General features: G+C 70.2%; 27 protein-coding genes and 1 pseudogene. 17 read left to right on the plus strand and 11 right to left on the minus strand.

Going from position 1 to position 20813, the window contains the following annotated elements; genetic code table 11:
* Positions 1 to 601: hypothetical protein (locus tag ABFX50_RS48790; RefSeq protein WP_346157694.1), on the plus strand; the 601-nt coding region annotated here is incomplete at its 5' end.
* On the opposite strand, the gene ABFX50_RS48795 is transcribed toward ABFX50_RS48790, so the two are convergent.
* Both ABFX50_RS48795 and ABFX50_RS48800 read right to left on the minus strand, forming a co-directional pair.
* On the minus strand, positions 598 to 855 hold the full coding sequence (locus ABFX50_RS48795; RefSeq protein ID WP_346157696.1) for a hypothetical protein: 258 nt from the start codon (positions 853 to 855) through the stop codon (positions 598 to 600). The two genes, ABFX50_RS48790 and ABFX50_RS48795, sit on opposite strands and share 4 nt — an antisense overlap.
* A gap of 358 nt (positions 856 to 1213) precedes the next feature.
* On the minus strand, positions 1214 to 1522 hold the full coding sequence (locus tag ABFX50_RS48800) for a hypothetical protein (RefSeq protein WP_346157698.1): 309 nt from the start codon (positions 1520 to 1522) through the stop codon (positions 1214 to 1216).
* 240 nt (positions 1523 to 1762) lie between these two features.
* Here ABFX50_RS48800 and ABFX50_RS48805 point away from each other — a divergent pair, with 240 nt between their 5' ends.
* The 4 genes from ABFX50_RS48805 to ABFX50_RS48820 all read left to right on the plus strand — a co-directional run bounded on the left by ABFX50_RS48805 (position 1763) and on the right by ABFX50_RS48820 (position 4031).
* On the plus strand, positions 1763 to 2428 hold the full coding sequence (locus ABFX50_RS48805; RefSeq protein ID WP_346157701.1) for a recombinase family protein: 666 nt from the start codon (positions 1763 to 1765) through the stop codon (positions 2426 to 2428).
* Between the two features lie 85 nt (positions 2429 to 2513).
* Positions 2514 to 3341 (plus strand): hypothetical protein, encoded by an 828-nt coding sequence (locus ABFX50_RS48810; protein ID WP_346157703.1) that lies wholly within the window; start codon positions 2514 to 2516, stop codon positions 3339 to 3341.
* A complete protein-coding gene (locus tag ABFX50_RS48815; RefSeq protein WP_346157706.1) occupies positions 3341 to 3778 on the plus strand; it encodes an NUDIX hydrolase in 438 nt (145 codons plus the stop codon). The genes ABFX50_RS48810 and ABFX50_RS48815 overlap by 1 nt, the downstream gene beginning before the upstream one ends.
* Before the next feature lie 64 nt (positions 3779 to 3842).
* Positions 3843 to 4031, plus strand: coding sequence for a hypothetical protein (locus ABFX50_RS48820; RefSeq protein ID WP_346157708.1), 189 nt, complete (start codon positions 3843 to 3845; stop codon positions 4029 to 4031).
* Between the two features lie 137 nt (positions 4032 to 4168).
* Here ABFX50_RS48820 and ABFX50_RS48825 read toward each other — a convergent pair whose 3' ends face one another.
* On the minus strand, positions 4169 to 5089 hold the full coding sequence (locus ABFX50_RS48825; RefSeq protein ID WP_346157710.1) for a hypothetical protein: 921 nt from the start codon (positions 5087 to 5089) through the stop codon (positions 4169 to 4171).
* A gap of 180 nt (positions 5090 to 5269) precedes the next feature.
* On the opposite strand from ABFX50_RS48825, the gene ABFX50_RS48830 reads away from it, so the two are divergent.
* Positions 5270 to 5944 carry a recombinase family protein gene (locus ABFX50_RS48830; RefSeq protein ID WP_428834737.1) on the plus strand — a complete coding sequence of 225 codons (675 nt, stop codon included), beginning with the start codon at positions 5270 to 5272 and terminating at the stop codon, positions 5942 to 5944.
* Positions 5945 to 6147: 203 nt separating this feature from the next.
* Here the strand turns inward: ABFX50_RS48830 and ABFX50_RS48835 are convergent, their stop codons facing one another.
* The 3 genes from ABFX50_RS48835 to ABFX50_RS48845 all read right to left on the minus strand — a co-directional run bounded on the left by ABFX50_RS48835 (position 6148) and on the right by ABFX50_RS48845 (position 7601).
* A complete protein-coding gene (locus ABFX50_RS48835; RefSeq protein ID WP_346157712.1) occupies positions 6148 to 6342 on the minus strand; it encodes a hypothetical protein in 195 nt (64 codons plus the stop codon).
* Between the two features lie 97 nt (positions 6343 to 6439).
* Positions 6440 to 6949: a hypothetical protein gene (locus tag ABFX50_RS48840; RefSeq protein ID WP_346157714.1), complete on the minus strand. Its 510-nt coding sequence runs from the start codon at positions 6947 to 6949 to the stop codon at positions 6440 to 6442.
* A gap of 166 nt (positions 6950 to 7115) precedes the next feature.
* Complete coding sequence (locus ABFX50_RS48845; RefSeq protein WP_346157716.1) at positions 7116 to 7601, minus strand: DUF2000 domain-containing protein; 486 nt, start codon at positions 7599 to 7601, stop codon at positions 7116 to 7118.
* Between the two features lie 112 nt (positions 7602 to 7713).
* Between ABFX50_RS48845 and ABFX50_RS48850 the strand changes: the two genes are divergently transcribed.
* The 4 genes from ABFX50_RS48850 to ABFX50_RS48865 all read left to right on the plus strand — a co-directional run bounded on the left by ABFX50_RS48850 (position 7714) and on the right by ABFX50_RS48865 (position 11062).
* Positions 7714 to 8172, plus strand: coding sequence for an Lrp/AsnC family transcriptional regulator (locus ABFX50_RS48850; RefSeq protein WP_346157718.1), 459 nt, complete (start codon positions 7714 to 7716; stop codon positions 8170 to 8172).
* 108 nt (positions 8173 to 8280) lie between these two features.
* Entirely contained in the window at positions 8281 to 8841 is a 561-nt protein-coding gene (locus ABFX50_RS48855; RefSeq protein ID WP_346157721.1) for a GNAT family N-acetyltransferase, read from the plus strand.
* A 220-nt stretch (positions 8842 to 9061) separates the two neighbouring features.
* On the plus strand, positions 9062 to 10003 hold the full coding sequence (locus ABFX50_RS48860) for a tyrosine-type recombinase/integrase (protein WP_346157725.1): 942 nt from the start codon (positions 9062 to 9064) through the stop codon (positions 10001 to 10003).
* A gap of 81 nt (positions 10004 to 10084) precedes the next feature.
* On the plus strand, positions 10085 to 11062 hold the full coding sequence (locus ABFX50_RS48865) for a hypothetical protein (protein WP_346157727.1): 978 nt from the start codon (positions 10085 to 10087) through the stop codon (positions 11060 to 11062).
* 90 nt (positions 11063 to 11152) lie between these two features.
* On the opposite strand, the gene ABFX50_RS48870 is transcribed toward ABFX50_RS48865, so the two are convergent.
* Positions 11153 to 11761: a TetR/AcrR family transcriptional regulator gene (locus ABFX50_RS48870; protein ID WP_346157730.1), complete on the minus strand. Its 609-nt coding sequence runs from the start codon at positions 11759 to 11761 to the stop codon at positions 11153 to 11155.
* A gap of 87 nt (positions 11762 to 11848) precedes the next feature.
* On the opposite strand from ABFX50_RS48870, the gene ABFX50_RS48875 reads away from it, so the two are divergent.
* Genes ABFX50_RS48875 through ABFX50_RS48890 form a run of 4 tightly spaced genes read left to right on the plus strand, consistent with a single transcriptional unit; the run spans position 11849 to position 14088 of the window.
* Positions 11849 to 13030, plus strand: coding sequence for a cytochrome P450 (locus ABFX50_RS48875; protein WP_346157732.1), 1182 nt, complete (start codon positions 11849 to 11851; stop codon positions 13028 to 13030).
* A 5-nt stretch (positions 13031 to 13035) separates the two neighbouring features.
* Positions 13036 to 13377, plus strand: coding sequence for a hypothetical protein (locus ABFX50_RS48880; protein WP_346157736.1), 342 nt, complete (start codon positions 13036 to 13038; stop codon positions 13375 to 13377).
* Positions 13311 to 13697, plus strand: coding sequence for a class I SAM-dependent methyltransferase (locus ABFX50_RS48885; protein WP_346157739.1), 387 nt, complete (start codon positions 13311 to 13313; stop codon positions 13695 to 13697). The genes ABFX50_RS48880 and ABFX50_RS48885 overlap by 67 nt, the downstream gene beginning before the upstream one ends.
* Positions 13698 to 13755: 58 nt before the next feature.
* The gene (locus tag ABFX50_RS48890) at positions 13756 to 14088 is read left to right on the plus strand and encodes a thioredoxin family protein (RefSeq protein ID WP_346157741.1); all 333 of its coding nucleotides are present in this window, start codon (positions 13756 to 13758) and stop codon (positions 14086 to 14088) included.
* A 131-nt stretch (positions 14089 to 14219) separates the two neighbouring features.
* Here ABFX50_RS48890 and ABFX50_RS48895 read toward each other — a convergent pair whose 3' ends face one another.
* Both ABFX50_RS48895 and ABFX50_RS48900 read right to left on the minus strand, forming a co-directional pair.
* Positions 14220 to 15464 (minus strand): MFS transporter, encoded by a 1245-nt coding sequence (locus tag ABFX50_RS48895; RefSeq protein ID WP_346157743.1) that lies wholly within the window; start codon positions 15462 to 15464, stop codon positions 14220 to 14222.
* Entirely contained in the window at positions 15461 to 16852 is a 1392-nt protein-coding gene (locus ABFX50_RS48900; RefSeq protein WP_346157746.1) for an MBL fold metallo-hydrolase, read from the minus strand. Before ABFX50_RS48900 ends, ABFX50_RS48895 begins: the two co-directional genes overlap by 4 nt.
* A 91-nt stretch (positions 16853 to 16943) precedes the next feature.
* Between ABFX50_RS48900 and ABFX50_RS48905 the strand changes: the two genes are divergently transcribed.
* Genes ABFX50_RS48905 through ABFX50_RS48915 form a run of 3 tightly spaced genes read left to right on the plus strand, consistent with a single transcriptional unit; the run spans position 16944 to position 19269 of the window.
* Positions 16944 to 17621 carry an ArsR/SmtB family transcription factor gene (locus tag ABFX50_RS48905; RefSeq protein ID WP_346157749.1) on the plus strand — a complete coding sequence of 226 codons (678 nt, stop codon included), beginning with the start codon at positions 16944 to 16946 and terminating at the stop codon, positions 17619 to 17621.
* Positions 17618 to 18910, plus strand: coding sequence for a cysteine desulfurase family protein (locus ABFX50_RS48910; protein ID WP_346157752.1), 1293 nt, complete (start codon positions 17618 to 17620; stop codon positions 18908 to 18910). Before ABFX50_RS48905 ends, ABFX50_RS48910 begins: the two co-directional genes overlap by 4 nt.
* Entirely contained in the window at positions 18907 to 19269 is a 363-nt protein-coding gene (locus ABFX50_RS48915; RefSeq protein ID WP_346157754.1) for a sulfurtransferase TusA family protein, read from the plus strand. Before ABFX50_RS48910 ends, ABFX50_RS48915 begins: the two co-directional genes overlap by 4 nt.
* 54 nt (positions 19270 to 19323) lie before the next feature.
* Here the strand turns inward: ABFX50_RS48915 and ABFX50_RS48920 are convergent, their stop codons facing one another.
* Positions 19324 to 20709, minus strand: coding sequence for a Tn3 family transposase (locus ABFX50_RS48920; protein WP_346157757.1), 1386 nt, complete (start codon positions 20707 to 20709; stop codon positions 19324 to 19326).
* Between the two features lie 19 nt (positions 20710 to 20728).
* Positions 20729 to 20813, minus strand: a pseudogene (locus ABFX50_RS48925) (IS5/IS1182 family transposase); the annotation flags it as partial.

Here is a 20813-nt window from a genome sequence, read left to right on the forward strand (position 1 = left end):
TGCCGCCAAGCCCACGCACCGAGCCCGCCGCCGCGCCGCTGAGGCCGCCGCGCACACGGCGTGGCGGCGCGGCCGCTTGGCCGCCGACGCCAGCCGCGCCCAGCAGCTCGCCGCCGAGCTGGCCGCCGCGCTCGCCACCATCCCCACGGCCGCCATCGACGGCGAGGGTCAGCCTGCCGAGGCCGAACCGCCGACCGGCTGGGAGAACGAGCTCGGCGAGCTGGCCCACCGCCTGACCATGCTGGCCAACACCATCAAGGCCAGCGCCCGCGACCACCAGGCCGTCGCCGCCGACTGGCGGCACGCCGCCCGCACCGCCGGGTTTCGTCGCGCGCCGGCGCCCACCGCGGTGGTCGACGAAATCCCGGGCAGAGCGGAAGCTCCCGGCGACCTGGTCGTGGAGCTGCCCGGCCGGGACTGGGACGAGACCGACGTGTGCCTGTGGCGCACCGATGGCCATTGGCACCTGTACGGCCCGGACGGCGAGATCGACGTCGACGGCTTCGGCCGTCGGTCGAATTCGGCGGTCAGGTCGGCCCGGATCGCGCGGTCGTCGGCGGCAGAGCCGCGTCGAGCTCGGCGAGGTGGAGCACTCCTTTAGTTCTGTAGGTCGGACTGCAGGCTGAGCCAGCTCGCATGGAGTTCGGCGATTTCGGGCAAGCACTCGAACTCCTGAGGCCCGGGCAGGCTGCAGGGGCTGCGCCGCAGGTCGGCGGCCCGCTTGTCGAACTGGTCAATGAGGTAGGTGAGGGAGAGCCGGTCCGGGCGCGACTTCACCTTCTTACGCAGCGAAGCCAGAGCCCGCCGGGTGGCAGCCAGGTCACGTCGGCAAGTCTCGGCAATCGGGTCGTCCAAGCAACTGGAGAACAGGTCGACCGAGCTTTTGCTGGATTGCGGGCCCGGGCTCTCGCTTGTTGATGAGCTCGCTGTCGGGCTTGCGCTGGTGGGCGGGGGTGCGCTGGCGAGTGGGCCGGAGCTTCCGCCGCAGGACGTCAGCGTCAAAGTCGCGGCCAGTGCTGTGGCCGGAGCGGATACCAGGGCCCGTCGCACGGTAGGCCGTAACATCCGTTGGGCTCCCCCTTACCAAAATGATCGATGCGATTACTGTACGGTGACCAGGCTGAAGGAACGATTGCGAGCCAGCCAACCATCTGGACCTGCTGGCCCACCAGATACGCGAGCGCGTTCTGGACGATGACGACCGCAGGATTGTTCAGCCGACGGAGCCGCTAAGGCTGCTGGTGCCGCCGCCGCTTGATCCTGAACCTGCGGTGCGAGTGATGAGCTGGCCGTCGACGTAGGCAACGGCACTCACCGAGCCGGCGTCCAGGTGCCGTATGGAAAGGCTCCAGGTGTCCTCGCCCTGTTCAGCGAGGGTGATGGCCTTCCGCCAGGGAAGCCTCACCTGGGGCTCGGTCGTGGAACGGCCGTTGATGACGTACGTGATGGCGAAACTTCCTTCGCCCGTGACATCGAAGGTGAGCGTGTGCGGCTCGTCAGAGGAACAGGCGGCCAGCAGCACGATGGCGGCGACCGGCGCCAGCGAGCGCGTCCATCTGCCTGATACGGTCATCCGATCACTAAACCACAGCAGAACACCGCAATGCTCGCCGTTGTCAGGGGTGTCAAAGGATGCCGGTCAAGCCCCTGACAGCGCGCTGGGGGACCGTGTGACACCACCTTATCGGATCGTCCCGAAAACACGTTTACGGGACGATGCCGAAGTGGTCGATCGGGAAGCGCGTTTCCCCAGGAACGACAGATGCAGGCCCTCGAAGGCGCGCACTGCCGCGAGATCGTCGAAGAGACCGCCAGCACCCGCAAAGACCGGCCCAAGCTGAGCGCCACCATCGAGCGGATGCACCCCGGCGACACCCTGGTCATCTACAAGCCCGCCCGCATCGCCCGCAGCATGAAAGAGCTGCTGGTCTTCCTCGAAGACGAGCTCGCCCCGCGCGGCATCAATCTTCAGATCCTGTCCGGCATCTGCGCCGGCCTGCACCGTCCCAACGGGCAGACCATCGCCGACAAGATGCTGTTCATGGTCGCCGCCATGGCCGCCGAGATGGAACGCGACCTGATCAGCGAGCGCACCCTGGACGGCCTGGCCGCCGCCCGCGCCCACGGCCGCACCGGCGGCCGACCCCCGGCCTTGGACGCCGACAAGCTGGCCGCCGCCCGCGCCCGCCAGGCGCGCGGCGAGTCCATCACCGCCATCGCCAAGCACCTCGGTGTCGGCCGCTCCACCCTGTACCGGGCCCTGGAAGAGGAAGACCGGCCCGCCGCGGCGACGACGAAGCAGCCCGCGCCCATGTTCTCGAAGGCAGAGGACGAAGCGTGCGACGCGGCCACCTACGCCATGGCCACCGCGCTGCGCGAGCGGCGCCCGGCCGCCTACCGCGCCATCATCGACGACCTCGCCGACTAGAGCAGGCTTCCGTTCGCCACCCTCGGACGCACCGAACATGGAGGTCAACCCCGGCGGGTGATACGCCTCCTCATAGGCTGTCCGGATGGTCTTGCAACCACGAGCGCCGATCGTCACGACCGCAGAGCGAGCGGGCGACGGGCGGACAGAGGACAGAATCTTCGTCCAGCCCAACGCGGTGATCGTCTTGGACGGCGCTACGAGCGTGGAGCTTGGACCAGGAAGTGGCGGTTGGTACGCCGACATGCTTGGACAGGAGTTGGCTCGCCGGCTCGCCTCCTTTGAGGGTCACGACCTCCGTGACGCGCTCGCCGACGCGATTGCGAGACTGGCCCTCACCCACGATCTCCGGCCGGGTCGAGCCCCATCCGCTGCTGTGACGATCTTGCGGTGGACGGCACAAGAGGTCGAGGGGTTGGTGCTTTGCGACACCAGCCTCGCCGTTCAGACCTTCGGGCAGATCACCGTCTTGCATGACGACCGGCTCCGCAAGCTTGATCACCCCGCCCGAGCTGCCTATCTCGAAGCGATCAGCACCGGCAGTCCCTTCGACCGCGAGCGGCTCCGGCAAATGCAGGCGTTCACCCGCGAGCACCGCAACCGGCCGGGAGGCTATTGGGTCGCCGAAGCCGTACCAGAGGCGGCGGGCGAGGCATTGCGAAGCGTCTGGCCACGACAGGAGGTCGCCGCGGCATTGCTTGCCACCGACGGTGCCGCCACCGGTATCGACACTTATCGAGTACTCGACGACTGGGCTGCCGGATTCGCCATGGCGACGGATCGCGGGGTGGAAGCAATGCTCGACCTCGTCCACCAGACCGAACTCGATGACCCTCAAGCCCGGCGCTGGCCACGCTTCAAGACCCACGACGACAAGGCGCTCGCCTTCGTTCGATTCCCCCAGGAGGCGTGATGGCCGAAGACAAGCAGCCTCTGCACTCCGTCAGCGTGGGGCCGGCCGTGGTCGGTGAAGGAAGCCGGCTGCTGGCCATCCGCCGACGCGCCACCGGCGCTTGGCAACTGCCTGGCGGCATTCTGGAGCGGGATGAATGCCCACTCCAAGCTGTGCGTCGTGAAGTGTTGGAGGAGACCGGGGTGCTGGTGGAGCCCGAGCTGCTGACTGGCGTCTACAAGAACATGATCTTGGGCGTCGTTTCGCTGGTTTTCCGCTGCCACGGGGTCGGCGGCGAACCGCGTCCCACCGAGGAGGCCACCGAAGTGGCTTGGCTCACGCTTGATGAGATCGTGCAGCAGATGGTTGAGGCCTTCGCCGTCCGTCTGCAAGACGCTGTGGCCGCCGAGCCGAAGCCGTCCGTACGGCTCCACGATGGGATCAGCTTGATCGTCTGATGCGTGGTGGCGCCGGCGGCTGGCCTTCGAGGAGGCTGAGTGCAGAAATTGGCGGTAGCGACGTGTGATTTCTTCGCCCGGTTCCGCGCACCGAGCCCGCCGCCGCGCCGCTGAGGCCGCCGCGCACACGGCGTGGCGGCGCGGCCGCCTGGCCGCCGAAGCCACCCACGTGCACGAGCTCGCCGACCAACTGGCCGCCGCGCTCACCACCATTTCCACCAGCAGCCTCACCGACATGGTCGCCATGGGATGACGCCGTCGTCCTCGGCCGAGCGCATGCTCCGTCCCTGGCGACCGTCGCTGCTCAGCGGCCCGAACCGGGCGGGTTCCCGGGCGGATGCGAACGACCATCCCGCGTTGCTGTCCGTCACAGACTCCCCTTCCCAGCCGTCAGGCGGACCAGCGGACGGGATGCCCGGAGGGGTCTGTGGTGAGCCATGTTCCGTCGCCGGGCAGCTGAAGGTCGTAGGCGTGCTCGGCGTTGGAGACCAGCTCCGCCTCGACTCGGCCCGCAGGAACGTTGATCCGGTAGTGGCGGAACCATTCCTCCCCGTCCTCATCCTCGCCCACCAAGGTGACGACAGCCACCTCCAGGTCGAGATAGCCACCGCTCCACTCCAGGAACACCTCGTCCGGATCGTGGCCGAAGTCCTCTGCTCGCAATGCGGCCGTCACCTCGCCGGCGGGGTAGCCGTGGAAGGCGACGTCAGCCTGCCCGTGATCGACCGTCATGAACTGCTGTCCGTCGGGCGCCAGATCGATCAGGACTCGGTCCACCCACGGATAGCGGACGGGAGCCAGCTGCCCATCTACAACGGTGGCTCGGTAGATGATCGAGCCGTCCTGGCCCTCCCCGATATCCAGGAGGACATGCTCGTCGGTTGGATGCAGGTATTGCTGGCCGCCGTGCCCGCTGGTCTCCAGATCCGACTGAGCCATGACTACTCCGCTCTCGGCATCGAGCACGACCCACTGGTCCAGCAGGTCCCGCCCAGCCATGGCATCTGGCCGATAGATCCACACCGTGCGGCCGTCCAGCGATAGGACGCACCCCGGCCGATGCCCATGCCGCTCGTCGGAGAACGGTTCGAACGCTGCCCGCCACCGCTCGTCCCCCGAGCTCGTCACGCAGACGACCGCGTTCAGTGTCGTGTAGACAACCCAACCAAGATCAACAGATGCGGCATGTTCAATGACATCGTCTCCGGGACGTGGCACGAAGACCGCGGACGGAGTCAGCACGCCGCGAGAGGGCGATGCCAAGTCATAGGCGCAGATCTGCCCGTCGACGAGCCGCGTGATGATCTGCAAGGAGCGAGGGGGCTGAGCCATGCCGGGAGGTTAGCGCCTTCGCGTGGCTTCAAGAAACCATCGTTTGTTGAAGCCGCCGAGGCGGGGAGCACCGACCAGGGCGGACAGGCTTCAGGAACTCGCTTCAACAACCTGACTTCTTCAAGAACTCTCAGCACCGACTGTTGAGAGAATCGCAGGGTGACGTCCCCCACCGCAGAGCTGCCCGAGGACTCCTTCGCCGATCTGCTGGCCGCCTGCCCCGCCACCCGCAGCGAGATCCTCATCGGCTACGCCCGCGTCTCCACCCGCGACCAGAGCCTGGGCCGCCAGATCGACGCCCTGACCGCCGCCGGCTGCCGACGCATCTTCGCCGACAAGAAGTCCGGCAAGAACGCGCTCCGCCCGGAGTTGACGGCCTGCCACGCCTTCCTGTCCGCCGGTGACACGCTGGTGGTGCCCCAGCTGGCCCGTTACGGTCACTCCCTGCACGACCTCATCACCATGGTCGCCGAGCTGCGCCGCCGCGAGATCGGCTTCATCAGCCTCCACGAGAAGCTCGACACCACCACCCCCGGCGGCCGGCTGGTATTCCACGTCTTCGCCGCCCTGGCCGAGTTCATCCGCGAGCTCATCGTGGCCGGCACCCACGAGGGCCTGGCCGCCGCGCGTGCCCGCGGCCGCACCGGCGGCCGCCCCACCGTCGTCACCCCCGAACTCCTCAAGGCCGCCCGCGACCTGCTGCCCGACCCCGAACGCTCGCTCACCTCCATCGCCAAGCTGCTCGGCGTCTCGGTCGGCACCCTCTACAACCACATCCCCGACCTGCAGGAGCTTCGCGCAGGCCAGCAGCCAGCTCTCATGCAAAGGGATTGACCTCGAAGAAGGCCGCTCGCTGGGCTGGCGGTACAGGCATTAACGGATAACCCAAGGACCGCAGCAGTGATAGGGGTGTCACCGGAATACGGCAGGAACGGGCCGTGGTCGCCGGGTTGTGGACGGCCGCGCCGGACCGCTAGCCAGAGACTGTCGGCCAAAGCGCCGCTGCGGTGCGTTTCTGCCGTATTCCGGCCGTACCCCTACGTGCGGAGGTCTTCCTGACCGGGGTGGGCGTCGAGCTGCGGTGTCCGCTCGTGGAAATGAGCCAGCTGGGACCTGATCGAGGCGATGGCCGCAGCGGCTTCGTTCGCCAGTTGGGCCGCCACAGCAGCCATCCGATCTTCCGCCGACATCGCCTCGGTGTCGGCGGTGTCGTCCAAGCCGTCGTGCTCCATCTGTCTACCCTGTCCCCGATGACCTTGCCGCCCGCAGGGGTCTTCCCTTCAGAGCAAAAGACATTACTCCGCCCAGTCCGGGCGCCCAGCCGTACCCCTAAGGAGCGGCGGCAATGAACTCCTCCAGCCGCTCGAACGCCGCCCACGCCCGCGCCGACAACAGGTACTGATCCCACGACGGGCGCCGGGTCCGCTCCTGCTCTTCCGCGCGGATGGCGGTCACCACCTTCCGCGCGCCGGCCAGCACGTCGGCGTCGCCGTACATGTAGTGGATGGCGCCGAACTCGTGGACCGCCACGGCGACGGCGGGCGAGAGCGCGATCAGCTCGCTGTGGTGGCAGGTCAAGACCGCCACGAGCCCGCGCAGTTGGTTGGCGTGTTCGTCCAGCCATTCCCTCGTCGTGGCGCGCGCCCGCCCCAGTTCCGGGCGTCGGGCCTCGAGGCGGGCGCCGTCGCGCTGTCTGCGCTCGAACCGCTGTTGGGCTGCCTGTTTGCTGGTGCCCGACGCGCGGCCGAGCACCTCCCACGGCACTGGCTTGTCGCGGCCGCGGGCCAGGCTCATGCCGATGTACTCGTACAGGTCCCACACCTCACGCCCGCGGGGCACAAGAGCGACCAGGGCAACGAGCGCGTCCGCACTGGGGGCTGGGTCGGCGAGTACCGCGAGCACTGCTTGTTCCGGCGGCAGCGCGGATCCGCGCCGGGCGGCCACCGAGACCGCTCGGCGGCGAGGCCGGTCTGGGTGACGCCAACGCGGCAGCCGGCGCCCCCTTTCAGGGCATCAGGGACAGGCGGCCCACGATCTTGTCCACGCGGTTGCGGGGGCCGACGATGCTGACGGCGTAGTAGTCGAGGTCCTCGGCCCGGCTCTCCTTCACGGTGTGGAGGTAGTCCGCGTAGACGCGGGTGTGCTGCGCGGCGGAGGGCATGTCGGCCACGAAGCAGCCGTCGGACGCTGCCGCTCTGGAGCGGACGGCACGCAACGTGGCGGCGTCCGCGACCAGGATGGAGCAGCCCGCCCAGGGCAGCCCCGGGTGCGCGCAGCCGTCCGCGTCGACAGCGTCCTCCCCCAGCAGACCGGTCACCGCGCTCGAGGTCGTGGCCGCCGCGCAGACGGCGGCGTTGACCGCGCGACCTGCGGGCAGGTCCTCGTTGACCACGATCACCCACTTGAGGCGTGCCGCCCGCGTCGACAGGGTCGGGTCCCTCTCCTCCGGCGCGAAGCCGACAACCTCTGACGTGATATCGCGCTCGGCCATTTCTTCCATCCTTTGCTCAGTCATACGGGCTACGCCGGATACGCTATAGAGATATACGAAGATCGAACAAGAGATCCGTACTTATATCGGGCAGCACGAGATGTGGGCGGTCATGGACGAACTTGATAAGGCGATCCTGCGGGAACTGCAGTCAGATGCACGGAAGACCAACCGCGATCTCGCCGCCGCGGTGGGCGTCTCGCCGACGACGGCGCTCGATCGCACCCGCGCCCTGCGGCAGCGGGACATCATCCGCGGCGCGATCCTCGACGTGGACCTCGGCGCGATCGGACGCCCTGTCCAGGCCCTCATCGCGATCCGCGTACGCCCGCCGTCGCGACGCAACATCGAGGGCTTCCGCAACTGGGTCAGCGAGCTGCCCGACACGCTCGGCGTCTACGTGACGACAGGGACCGAGGACTTCATCGTGCACGTCGCGGTCCCCGACAACGCCAGCCTCTACGCGTTCGTCATCGACAGGCTCACCGAGCGCCCCGAGGTCGCCGACGTCCGTACCTCGATCGTCTACGAGCACATCCGCAACCACCAGATCACACCCGTCACTTCATGAGCACACCTCACGACCCCGGCACCAACAGTCCCAGCGCCCGGTCCAGCGCGGCTGACGCACGATGCGCACATCACGACCCCCGAACCAACACTCCGGGCACCCGATCCAGTGCGGCTGACGCAAGACGAGCACACCTCACGGCCCCAGCACCAACACAGTCCGGGCGCCCGATCCGGCGCGGCTGACGCGCGCACGTTGACCACGGCCCGCCTGACGCTCCCACCGTGGCATGCGCGCTTCGCAGACGACCTCTTGCGCCTCTCCCGCGACGAGCGCGTGATGCGCCACATCGGCAGCGGGCCGTGGCCGGCCGAGTACGCCGGAGAACGGCACCGCCAGGCGCTGCGGCAGTGGCGAGAGGAGGGCTTCGGCATGCGCGCGATCCTGCGCGGTGAGCGCTTCGTGGGCCTGGTCTCGCTCGCCTCCTGCACGCTGCCCGGCGCGGCCGAGCCCGCATGGGAGATCGGGTGGTGGATCAACCCCGCGGCCTGGGGCCAGGGCATCGCGACCAAGGCGGCGACAGCCGTACGAGAAGAAGCGGCGCAGTTGGCCTTCGGGGAGGATCGGACCGGATTTTGGCTACGCCAGAGGGGCTTGCATTCGGTAGCTAGCTACGTCGAGGTGCTGGACGCGCTGAGCGAGCGCGCCGACGCGGCGGCGCCCGTGTGAGGCGGTCGGGTGAGCCCGGCGGCTCGCCTACCGGCCTGCTGAGCCGCCGGCCGCTTCATAAGCCAGGGACTGGATGTACGTGATAACGGTCTATTATCACGTACATGGGAGATCACGGTGGCGCGGCGACCAGGAGAACGCCCTGCCGGGCAGGTGCGCGACTCCGGCACGTTATCCGGTACATCATCTGGGACGGCGCAACGAGCGTCGGGCGTCCGGCATGAGCGCGGCGCCGAAGGTCGCCGCCCTGCGCGGGGGGCACGTCACTCTCGCCGCGGCCGCCGACACCTTCCTGTCCGCCCCGCGTACGGCCAACCCCAACACCCACCGCGCCTACGCCTCCGCGATCGACCGCGTCATCGACAGGCTCGGCCGCGACCGGCCGCTCGCGGAGGTGGCCGACGCCGAGATCGGCACCGCGCTCGCCGAGCTGTGGGGTGCGAGCGCGCCGGCGACCTGGAACCGCAACCGCGCCGCCATCACCTCCTGGCTGACCTGGTGCCAGACCAAGAAGCACTGGGTCGCCCCCTCGGTCCCAGCCGATGCCGAACGCCGCCGGGAGAGCGCCGACGAGACCCGCGCCGTGGCCAAGACCACGATCCACCGGCTGCTGTCGCGCCGTGACATCCCGCTGCGGGAGAAGACGCTGTGGCGGATGCTGTACGAGACGGCGGCCAGAGCCGCGGAGATCCTCGCGCTCAATGTCGAAGATCTCGACCTGGAGCACCGGCGCGCTCCCGTCCGCTCCAAGGGCGGCGCCATCGAATGGGTGTACTGGGACAGCGGCACCGCCCACCTGCTGCCCCGGCTGCTCCGCCTCCCGGACGGCAGCACGCGCACGCACGGGCCGCTGTTCCTGTCCGAACGCCGCCCCGTTCCGGCCCGCCGCCCGGCGGCCGCCGACGTCTGCCCGCACACCGGCCGCGCCCGCCTCGGCTACGACCGCGCCCGCGTCCTGCTGGACAAGTACGCCGGCCTCGACCTGCACCAGCTGCGGCACAGCGCCGCCACCCATCTGGGCGAGGCCGAGGTGCCGCTGCAGCTCATCATGGGCAAGACCCGGCACAAGAACCCCCGCACCGCCATGCGCTACGTCAAGCCCGGCGCCGAAGCCATCGCCGGCGTCACCGAGCACCTCGCCCCACCGCGCCGCCGGCACTGATCGCGGCGGCCATTTCTTACCCGTGCGGCCGCGCGCACCGGGCCGAGCGGAAACGTCGGTCCCCACCGCTACCGTGTCCGCATGCCCGCACGGTCCAATGACTTCCAGGCAGTCGTCTACTTCATCAAGAAGAACCTCGCGGCGGACGCCACCGTCACCGAATCAGCGCAGCTGCGCGATCGCGTCACTGGCCAGCTGCGCGAAGTCGACGTCGTGGTCTCCGGCCACATGGCCGGCCACCCTATGGTGATCGGCATCGAGTGCCGCGGCCGGTCCAGGAAGGACGCCGTGCCCTGGGTGGAGGAGATGCGCGCCAAGCATGACGATCTGCCCACCGACCGGCTGGTGCTGGTCTCGGCATCGGGATTCAGCAAGGCCGCAGTCGTCAAGGCCAGGCACTACGGCATTGAGACCGTCACCCCGGGCCAGCCGATCGCTGACGACGGCCCCCTGGCCCGGCTCAGGCACCCGCAGGTGGAGTTCCGCGACGTCACCCACGACCGGCTGGTGGCCCTGCACGGCACGGTCGAGCTCGACGGCCAACCGCACACCAGCGAGCTCACCCCCGACCATGTCCTGTTCGCCGCTGACGGCGCCGAGCTCGGCCCCCTGGCCGACCTCGTCAGGCACACCTTTGACGGGCTGAACCTCCGCTCGGCGGTCGCAGCAGCGCAAGACGGCGACCAGTACCTGGTCATCGACGTGACCCGGCCGCGCCTGCCTCAGCCAGCGTCCGACCCGATCGAGGTGTACCTCCAGCGCGAAAGCCACCCGCCGCACCTGCTTCCCCTGCGTGGCCTTCGCATCGTCTGCGCAAGCCGCGTCGATGTGCGCCCCGTGCAGCTGGCGGCCGGAGAACTGCAGGGCGCAGGGTTCCAAGGTGCGGCGTTCGCCTACGGATCGGGCCAGGTGGCCGGGGTCGATGCGCTGGTGGTCTTCACTCACGACAGCGGCCGCGAACATCTGTCCGTCCGCTTCACCGATGCCACAGGCGCCACCACTGACTGGAGCGCCGATCCGGAAAGCCAGGAACTGGTTCCCCATACACCCCCGGCGTAGACCTCATCGCCGCCAGCCCTTCGATGTACTCGCTCTGTCTCGGCTCACCACTCGATCCCTCTCGATGATCAACGGCGTGGCGGCTATGAGCTACGGAGTGGGGTGGGCGGCGGCCATGACGCCGTGCACGGCCGCCGTGATGCGGTCGGCGGCCTGGTCGGGGTCGGGCTGGCCGGCGTCGAGCCAGGCGATGACGGCCTCCAGGGTGAAGGCGGGGATCAGGCTGGCGGCCCAGTCCAGCCACGGCCCCTCGGGGATGACGCGGGCCAGGTTGCGTCGGCCGACCTCGCGGGAGGCTGCGGTGATGGAGTCGATCAGCTCGCGGAAGTCGGGCTCGCGGGCCGCGTAGCGAAACAGCAGCCGGAACCCGTCGGGGTCGGCGGCGGCGGCGCGCAGCAGGGCGGGGATGGCGTCGTCGTCGAAGTTGTCGGCGCCGGTGGCCTCGGCCAGTCGGGTGCACGCGCGGTCCAGCACGGCCCGGTAGAGGTCGGCCTTGGAGTCGAAGTGGCGGTACAGCATCGCCCGGGTGAGCTCGGCCTCGGCGGCGATGTCGTCGAGGCCGGTGGCGGTGTATCCGGCGCGGGCGAAGGCGCGGGTGGCCGCGTCCAGGATCTGCTCACGCCGCTCCGCGCGGCGCAGTCTCCGCACCGGCTGAGCCGGTCCGGCCTCGTGCTGGCTCTGGCCCGCTTCAGTACTCACTCCGACCTCCACTTGTAGAAGGCAAAGTATACATGTAGCTTCTTATACATTGAAGTCTATAAAGTCGCATCTACTTCAGGAGGGGCTGTGTCCGATCCCGTACAGCTACCGTTCGAGCAGCCTGGCCCGCTGGAGCCGCCGCCGCTGCTGCGCCGGTTGCAGGCCGAAGGCCCGATCCACGCCATCCGCACCGCCGTCGGCGACCCCGGCTGGCAGGTGACGGGGTATGAGGAGGTGCGTGCCCTGCTGGACGACGCCCGGCTCGGCCGCGCCCACCCCGAGCCCGACCGCGCCTCCCGGACGGGAGAGTCGGAGCTGTTCGGCGGCCCGATGGGCGGCTTCGACACCGAGCAGGCCGACCACCGGCGGATGCGCGCGCTGCTGCAGCCGCACTTCTCGCCCAAACGGATGCGGGCGCTGCGCGGCCGCGTCGAGACGCTCACCACCCAGCTGCTCGACGAGCTGGAGAAGGCCGGGCCGCCGGCCGACCTGCACGCCGCGCTGGCGCTGCCGCTCCCCATCGCCGTCATCTGCGAGCTGCTCGGCGTCCCGTACGAGGACCGCGAACAGTTCCGCGGCTGGACGCAGGACGCCGCCGACATCACCGACCGCACCCGCTCGACTCAGGGACTGGGGGCACTGTTCGCCTACGGGCAGCAGCTGGTGGCCCGCAAACGCGCCGCAGGTGACGCGGAGGCCGATGTGATCTCCCGGCTGGCCGCCACCGACGGGGTCAGCGATGACGAGGCCGCCGCGATGGGGATGTTCCTGCTGTTCGCCGGGCACGAGACCACGGTCACCGCGATCGGCAAGGGTGTGCTGTGGCTGCTGGCCACCCCCGGCCAATGGCAGGCCCTGGTCGCCCACCCGTCCCGGATCGACGCCGCCGTGGAGGAGATCCTGCGCGCCCCGAGCCTGGGCGGCGGCGGCATCCCCCGCTACGCCCGCGAAGACCTGGACATCGCCGGCGTGCACGTCCGCGCCGGGGACCTGGTGCTGCTCGACACCGGCGCCGCCAACCACGACGTGAGCGTGTTCGCCGCCCCCGACCGCTTCGACGTCGACCGGCCCGCCGTGCCGCACCTGACCTTCGGGCACGGCGCCCGCTACTGCGTCGGCGCACCGCTGGCCCGCATCGAGCTGCAGGTCGTCTTCGCCCAGCTCGCCGCCCGCTTCCCCACCCTGGAGCTGGGTTGTGCGGTGGAGGAGCTGACCTTCGACAAGCGCACGCTGACCGGCGGGCTGACCTCTCTGCCGGTGACCTGGTGACCGGCATGAGCGCGGCCAAGACGAGCAGACAGGTGAACAGGCGGCGGCCGCTGTTCGGCCGGATGTATCCCAAGATGGCCGCCGGCATGGACCGGGGCGGCATGACCGAACGCCGCCGTGAGCTGCTGGCCGGCCTGTCCGGTGAGGTGGTCGAGGTCGGCGCCGGGCACGGCGTCAACTTCGCGCACTACCCGCCCGAGGTGAGGCGGGTGGTGGCGGTGGAACGGAACCGCGCCTGCGCGCGCAGGCGCAGGCCGCCGCCGCCGAGACGGCGGTCCCCGTGGAGGTGGTGCCCGGCGTCGCCGAGCACCTGCCCGCAGCCGATCACAGCATGGACGCGGTGGTGATGTGCATGGTGCTGTGCTCGCTGCCCGACGTCGGCGCGGCGCTGGCCGAGGCGCGACGCGTGCTCAAGCCCGACGGACGGCTACGTTTCCTGGAGCACGTACGCGCCGACACGCCCGGCTTGGCCCGCCTTCAGGACGTGCTGGATGCCACCATCTGGCCGCTCATGGTCGGCGGCTGCCACCTCGGCCGCGACGCCGAGGCCGAACTGCGGCAGGCCGGGTTCCGCGTCGACCACCTGGACCGCTTCCTGTTCCCGCCCGCGCGGACCCCGGTCTCCTTCCACATCATCGGCACAGCTGTGCGGGGCGGCGATGAGTGAGCGGCGTACCGAAGGCCAGCGAAGATCCCCATCGGGAGGGACAAGCAGGAGGAATGCCATGAGCGCCACATCCATCGCCCTGACGGTGGCCGACTTCGACGGCGAGCTGATGAGCGCGGGAACGCGGCCGTTCCTGGTGGACTTGTGGGCGAGCGGGTGCGGCCCGTGCAAGGCGCTGGCCCCGGTGCTGGAGGAGGTCGCGGCCGAGCAGGCGGGCCGGTTGCGGGTGGGCATGGTGCAGTTGGACCACGCGCCAGAGTTGGCGGGCCGGTTCGAGATCATGGCCCTGCCGACACTGATCGTGTTCATCGGCGGGGTGGAGAAGAAGCGGCTGACCGGGTCGCTCACCAAGACCGAGTTGCTCGCCGAACTTGAGGAGTTCGGCATCTGAACCGCCGCGCCCGGCAAGCTCAGCGGCCGGGCCCGGCCTCACCCGCGCGGCAAGGCCCGCCGAAAGGCCAAGCGGGCCACTCGCACCCCGGCTGACCCGCGCATGGCCGTTCGGCGGGCCGCCTGCCGGGCTCAGTGACTGCGGTGTTCGGTGATCCAGCGGGCGGCGAGCAGACCGGAGCCGGCGGTGAGCACAGCGGCGGCGATGACGGTGGCCTCCAGTCCGAAGGCGTCGGCCAGGAGGCCGGCGAGCAGGGCTCCTGCGGCATAGCCGATGTCGCGCCAGAACCGATAGGTGCCCAGCGCCCGCCACGCGGGATGGGCATGATCGGAAACGGAGGCGATCAGCGCCGGATAGACCATCGCGGTGCCCAGGCCGAGCGCCACGGCCGACAGGATTCCGGCCAGCAGGGGGCGCTCCAGCAGCGCCAGGGCGAGGACGAACCCGCCGGCCTGCACCAGCATCCCGTAGACGATGAGGGGTTTGCGGCCGATACGGTCGGCCAGATGGCCGGTGGGGATCTGCCCGATGCCCCACAGGATCGGATACAGGCCCTTGATCAATCCGACGGCGGCCAGGCCGAGCCCGTAGTCGGTGAACAGCAGCGGGAACACGCCCCAGGTCAGGCCGTCATTGAGATTGTTGACCAGCCCGGCCTGGCTGGCGCCGCGCAGCGAGCGCTCCCGCCAGGAGGTGCGGGCGAACGTGGCCGCCAGCCCGATGTTCTCGCCGTCGGGCAGCGGCTTGGGGTGCTGGGCGAGCTCCAGGGCGACGTGGGCGGCGGTGTCGCGGACGGTCAGCGCCAGGATCAGGCCGGTGGCGACGAAGACCACACCGATGAGCTCGGGCGCGGGCCGCAGCCCGTAGGCGGTGGCCAGGTAGCCGGTCAGCAGCGCGGTGACGCCGACCGCGGTGTAACCGGCGGCCTCATTCAGCCCGGTGGCCAGGCCGCGGCGGGCCGGGCCGACCAGGTCGATCTTCATGTTGACGGTCATCGACCAGGCCAGGCCCTGGTTCAGGCCGAGCAGCACGTTCGCCGCCACGATCCACCACCACGACGGCCCCCACGCCAGCATGAACGGCACCGGCGTGCCGATCAGCCAGCCGGCGACCAGGAGCTGTTTGCGAGTGAAGCGCGCGGTCAGCGCACCGGCGGCAAGGTTGGTGACCGCCTTGGTGAGGCCGAAGGCGATGATGAAGGAGAACACCGCCAGGTCGCTGGTCAGCCCAAAGATGTCGGTGCCGATCAGCGGCACGGTGGTGCGCTCCAGCCCGACCAGGCCGCCGACGCAGATGTTGACGACGACCAGCAGGGTGAACTGCAGCCAGTTCTCCCGCAGCCCGAGCCGCACCGGGGGGATGGTGCCGGTGCTCACCGAGCACCGCCATCGGCGGTGCCGGCGTCAACGGTGTCGAGCCGCAGGCCGTGGGCGGCGGCGTAGTCGGCCGGGCCTCCGTCCAAGACGGTCACGTCCGTGTGTCCGGCGCGTTCCAGCAGGCTCGCGGCGGTCATGGCGCGCTCGCCGTGCCCGCAGGCCACCACCGCACCGGCCGGGGCGTCCGCGGCGTGGCGGGCGAGGTCGCCGAGTTCGAGATGCAGGGCGCCGGGCACGTGCCCGGCGGCGTACTCGGTCTCCTGCCGCACGTCCAAGTACGGGCGGGCTGGTACGCGGTCGGCGGTGACGAACGCGGTGGTGGCCCGCGGGTGTCCGGCCTCCAGCCAGGCGGGCATGCCGCCGGCCAGGTGCCCGGACAGCCGCTCATAGCCGATCTTGTACGCCTGCCACACGACCTCCGCCAGGTCCTGACCGTCACCCACCACGAAGACCAGGGGCGTGGTGTCGGGCAGCAGCCAGCCCAGCCAGGTGGCGAACTGCTCGCGTAGCGGGATGGACAGCGCGCCGGGGATGTGACCGGCAGCGAACTCGGCCGCCGGACGCACGTCCACCACCTGGCCGCCATCGGCGATCAGTGCCTTGACCTGCCCGGCATCGAGCGCGGGCAGTGGCGGCGTGCCGGTCAGGATGGCGGGGCCGCGCCGGTTGGCTTCGGTCAGGCGGGCGAAGTAGGCGGGGTAGGAGCCCAAGCTGGCCACCAGCCGGCGGACGAACGTGTCCTCATCCGGCGCGGCCAGCAACGGGTTGGTCTGCTTCTGCGCGCCGATGGTGGAGGTTCGCTCGGTGCCAGGCGGGGCCGAGCAGAACGAGCCCGCGCCGTGGGTCGGCCACACCGCGGTCGCCTCCGGCAGCGTGGCCAGCCGGTGCAGCGAGCGGTACTGGGCGCGGGCCAGTTCCTCGGTGCGCTCGGCGCCGAGCAGATCGGTGCGGGCGGCCGAATCCACGATCAGCGACCCGCCGGTGAACACCCCCAGCTCCCGGCCGTCGTCCAGCAGCAGGAACGACAGGTGCTCGTCGGTGTGCCCGGGCGTGGCCAGCACACGCAGCCGCAGCCCGCCCAGACCCACCTCATCACCGTCGCCCAAGGCGCGGTGCGGGAACGCGCGCTGCCCGGCCGCGGAGGCCAGCACGGTCGCCCCCGTGTCATGGGCGAGTTGCACGGCGCCGGACAGGAAGTCGGCATGCAGGTGGGTGTCGGCCGCATAGGCGACCGTCAGGCCACGCCGGCGGGCAACGGCGTCCAGCGCACGCAGGTCACGGCCGGCGTCCACGGCCAGCGCACGGCCGTCACCCAGATCGAGCAGGTAGGCAGTGTTGCCCAGCCCTTCGTCCACCAGCGGTATCAGGTGGTCCTCGGCGAATCCCACGACGTCCTCCACGATCTGGCCCCGGCGGTGCGGGAGGGAGCGCACACCGCTCCCAGTTGGTACGATATTCCATAGATTAATGGAGGATTGGATGAGTGACGCAACCCCCGCCCAGGCCAAGACCCACCTGTACGACGCATTCGCCGCCAGCGGCAAGGCTCTGGCCAGCGGCAAACGCCTGGAACTACTCGACCTGCTCGCCCAAGGAGAACGCACCGTCGAGGCCCTGGCCAAGGCCGCCGGGCTGAACCTGACCACCGCCTCGGCCCACCTGCAGACCCTCAAGCAGGCCGGCTTCGTCGCCACCCGCCGCGACGGCGTGCGTATCCGCTACCGGCTCGCCGGCGACGACGTCGCCCAGCTGTTCGCGCTGCTGCGCAAGGTCGCCGAGAACCACCAGGCCGCCGTCCCGCCGGCGCGGGACGCCTATCTCGGCCGAGACGGCGCGGCGGAGGTCAGCCGCGAGGAGTTGCGCGCCCGCCTCCAGGCGGGAGACGTCGTGGTGCTCGATGTCCGCCCGGTGGAGGAATACCTGGCCGGTCACATCCCCGGAGCCGTCTGCATCCCCGTCGCCGACCTGGCCGACCGGATCAACGAGCTGCCCGAGGACTGCGAAATCGTCGTCTACTGCCGCGGCGAATACTGCGTGCTCGCCTACGACGCGGTCCGCCTGCTGACCGACCGCGGACGGCACGCGATCCGCCTGGCTGACGGCATGCTCGAATGGCGGCTGGCCGAGATGCCCGTCGACGCCGGGGAGCTGACATGAGCGACGCGCTCGCATCGCGTCCCGGCTCATCCGGTGAGTCCGCCCGGCCTGCCGGTGGACACCTCACGGGCGGGCCCATGGACGGGCCCATGGACGGGCCCATGGACGGGCCGGTCTACCTGGACTACAACGCCACCACCCCCGTCGACCCGCAGGTGACCGAGGCGATGCTGCCGTACCTGACCGCCTGGTTCGGCAACCCCTCCAGCAGCCACCCGTACGCCGATCGGCCCCGCCGCGCGCTCGCCGACGCCCGCGCCCAGGTCGCCGCCCTCATCGGGGCACAGGCAGCGCAGATGGTGTTCACCGCCTCCGGCTCCGAGGCCAACCTGCTGGCCGTGCGCGGCGCGCTGCTCGCCGCCGGCCGCCCGCGCCCGCGCGTGATCACCCAGGCCACCGAGCACCCGGCCGTGCTGGAAACCTGCCACGCGCTGGCACGCCTGCACGACGCCCGCGTCACCGTGCTGCCGGTCGACGGCGACGGGCTGGTGAACCCGGCCACGCTGGCCGCCGCACTGGATGAGGACACCGTGCTGGTGTCGGTGATGGCCGCCAACAACGAGACCGGCGCCCTGCAGCCGATCGCCGAGCTGGCCGCCCTCACCCACGCCCGGGGCGCGCTGCTGCACTGCGACGCCGCCCAGGCCGCGGGCAAGATCCCGCTGGACGTCACCAAGCTGGGCGCGGACCTGCTCACCCTTGTCGGGCACAAGATGTACGCGCCCAAAGGCATCGGCGCCCTGTACGTGCGCGAAGGCGTCACACTGGAGCCGGTCGTCTACGGCGGCGGGCAAGAGCGCGGCCTGCGCGCAGGCACCGAGAACGTCGCCCTGGCCGTCGCCCTCGGCGCCGCCGCCGACCTGGCCGCACACGACCTCGCCACCGGCGCGCCCACCCGCCTCGCGCACCTGCGCGACGACCTGCACCGCCGCCTGGACGCGGCGCTGCCGGGCCGCGTCCACCTCAACGGCCCCACCGGCCAGCGCCTGCCGAACACGCTGAACCTCAGCATCGACGGCATCCACGGGCACGACCTCCTGGCCGCCGTGCCCGCCGTGGCGGCCTCCACCGGCTCGGCCTGCCACAGCGGCACCCACACCCCGTCCCCGGTGCTGTCGGCCATGGGCCTGGACACCGACAGAGCCTTGAGCGCGGTGCGGCTGTCGCTGGGTCGCTGGAGCACCAGCACCGACATCAAGACCGCCGCTGCTGCACTCATCAGCGCGGCCCTGACTGTCTCTCACCCGATGCCTGGCCTTGCCAACAGCGCAGAACAGGCGACGTCATGAATGACGAGCGGGCGCACGCCGCCCCTGAGGATGACCGCCCTGCCGATGGCGGTGCCGGCGATCCGGCCGTGCCGGCCGTGCCGGTGGTACCGGTGGTGCTGGACGGCGGTGACCGCCGCTGCGTGCAACTGCTGATCGAGCTGAGCCGCCTGGTAGCCGGCCTGCCCTCCGGCAGTGTCGTCCACCTCATCGCCACCGACCCCGCCGCACCGATCGACCTGCCCGCCTGGTGCCATCTGACCGGCCACCTCTACCTCGGCGCCGCGCCCGGCAACGGCCGTCCCATCTACGCCCTGAGCGTCCGCGCCGACGCCCGCCGTACCGAGCCCCATGCACCGTGGCGGTCAACTACCGACTGACCCTCGCCCAGCTCATGTTCGCGCGGCCTCCTGATCAGTTCCCTGAACCGACGCTCAGGTGCTCTCGTGGGCGCCGTCGTGGAAGGGACGCAAACCCCCGGCCACATCAGCGCGGGAGAAGGCGTAGCGGCCTAGGAAGTTGATGTGGTCGTACTGGATCGGCGACAGTCGCGCGCACATCTCATCGGTGACCGGGAACCCGTCGGCACGCAGCTGCTTGACGGCAGCATCCAGATACAGGCTGTTCCACCAGACCACCGCGTTCAACGCCAGGCCCAGACTGCCCAGCTGATCCTCCAGGCCTTCGCGGTAGCGCTGGCGCAGCTGGCCCCGGTTGCCGAAGGCGATCTTCCGGGCCAGGCGGTGGCGGGCCTCCTGCACGTTCAGCTGGGTGCCGATCATTCGCCGGTAGCCTTCGTCGGCGATGAACTGCAGCAGGTGCAGCGTCTTGGAGATGCGGCCGTAGTGGGCGAACGCCTCGCCCAGACCGGTGGGGCGGCCGTCGGCCGACAGCATCCGAATCAGGTCGTAGGCGCGCACCGTGCCCATCGTCAGCGAGCCGGCCACCCGCAGCATGTCGCCCCAGTGCGCGCGGATCTTGTCCAGCCGGACGGTGTGGCGGGACATGTGCTCCAACGGCCCGTAGACCGCGCGGGTGTTGGTGCGCCACAGCCGGGTGTCGGCCAGGTCGGCGATGCGCGGGGAGAACTGGTAGCCGCAGATCGCGAACAGTCCCGAGACGATGTCGGAGTAGCTGGCGGTGTCGGTGACCACCGTCTCCGGCTTCGGTCCGCCGTCGAGGTTGTGGATGGCGTCCAGGATGAACAGCGAGTCGCGCAGCGTGCCGGGCACCACCAGCCCGCCGATGCCCATCACCTGGTCGTTGACCACGTTCAGCCAGGTCGCGCCGCGCTGGCGGCCGAAGTAGATCGGGTTGTGCCCGGTGTGCAGGTTCTGCACCGGCACCACGAAGCGCAGCCCGTCGGCTGAGGCGATGTGCCCGCCGCCCCAGCACTTGACGATGTCGAGTTCGCCCTGGGCGGCAATCAGGCGGGCGTTGGCCGCCGCGATCGTCTCGCCGCGCAGGTAGCCCTGGTCGACCTGGAGCAGCCGGGCCCTGGTCAGTGCGGGCACGTTCGGCTTCTCGATCGGCACCAGGCCGACGTTGCACGCCTCGGCCACGATCAGCGCGGCCAGACTGACCCCGAAGTCCTCCATCGACGGATCGGCGCCGGAGATGTGGGTGAAGTCGGCCGGCAGGCCGGTGCGGTCGAAGACCTCCAGCAGCAGCTCGGGGAAGTCCAGCCGGGGCAGCATGTCATCCAGCAGGGAGCGCAGTTCCTTCATCAGCGGCGGCTCCTCGGCCGCGCCGAGCTTCTCTAGCTGCAGCCGGCCGCCGACGAATTGCACCGCGGTGTTGGCGCCGAGCCCGTCCAGCACCCGGGCATAAGACGTTGACTCATTTGGTAAGTCGGCGGTAGCAAATGAGGGCTGCAGCGATGGCGACGAAGGATGCGAAATGGTCCGCCCGGCGTTCGTAGCGC

Source organism: Nonomuraea recticatena, from assembly GCF_039533245.1.
Taxonomy (GTDB): Bacteria; Actinomycetota; Actinomycetes; order Streptosporangiales; family Streptosporangiaceae; genus Nonomuraea; species Nonomuraea roseola.

What these genes read in the sequence shown, in the direction of transcription:
- ABFX50_RS48805 (WP_346157701.1), top strand. Translation starts at nt 1,763, where the DNA reads ATGCAGGCCCTCGAAGGCGCGCACTGCCGCGAGATCGTCGAAGAGACC.
- ABFX50_RS48810 (WP_346157703.1), top strand. Translation starts at nt 2,514, where the DNA reads ATGGTCTTGCAACCACGAGCGCCGATCGTCACGACCGCAGAGCGAGCG.
- ABFX50_RS48815 (WP_346157706.1), top strand. Translation starts at nt 3,341, where the DNA reads ATGGCCGAAGACAAGCAGCCTCTGCACTCCGTCAGCGTGGGGCCGGCC.
- ABFX50_RS48835 (WP_346157712.1), bottom strand. Translation starts at nt 6,342, where the DNA reads ATGGAGCACGACGGCTTGGACGACACCGCCGACACCGAGGCGATGTCG.
- ABFX50_RS48845 (WP_346157716.1), bottom strand. Translation starts at nt 7,601, where the DNA reads ATGGCCGAGCGCGATATCACGTCAGAGGTTGTCGGCTTCGCGCCGGAG.
- ABFX50_RS48850 (WP_346157718.1), top strand. Translation starts at nt 7,714, where the DNA reads ATGGACGAACTTGATAAGGCGATCCTGCGGGAACTGCAGTCAGATGCA.
- ABFX50_RS48860 (WP_346157725.1), top strand. Translation starts at nt 9,062, where the DNA reads ATGAGCGCGGCGCCGAAGGTCGCCGCCCTGCGCGGGGGGCACGTCACT.
- ABFX50_RS48865 (WP_346157727.1), top strand. Translation starts at nt 10,085, where the DNA reads ATGCCCGCACGGTCCAATGACTTCCAGGCAGTCGTCTACTTCATCAAG.
- ABFX50_RS48880 (WP_346157736.1), top strand. Translation starts at nt 13,036, where the DNA reads ATGAGCGCGGCCAAGACGAGCAGACAGGTGAACAGGCGGCGGCCGCTG.
- ABFX50_RS48890 (WP_346157741.1), top strand. Translation starts at nt 13,756, where the DNA reads ATGAGCGCCACATCCATCGCCCTGACGGTGGCCGACTTCGACGGCGAG.
- ABFX50_RS48905 (WP_346157749.1), top strand. Translation starts at nt 16,944, where the DNA reads ATGAGTGACGCAACCCCCGCCCAGGCCAAGACCCACCTGTACGACGCA.
- ABFX50_RS48910 (WP_346157752.1), top strand. Translation starts at nt 17,618, where the DNA reads ATGAGCGACGCGCTCGCATCGCGTCCCGGCTCATCCGGTGAGTCCGCC.
- ABFX50_RS48915 (WP_346157754.1), top strand. Translation starts at nt 18,907, where the DNA reads ATGAATGACGAGCGGGCGCACGCCGCCCCTGAGGATGACCGCCCTGCC.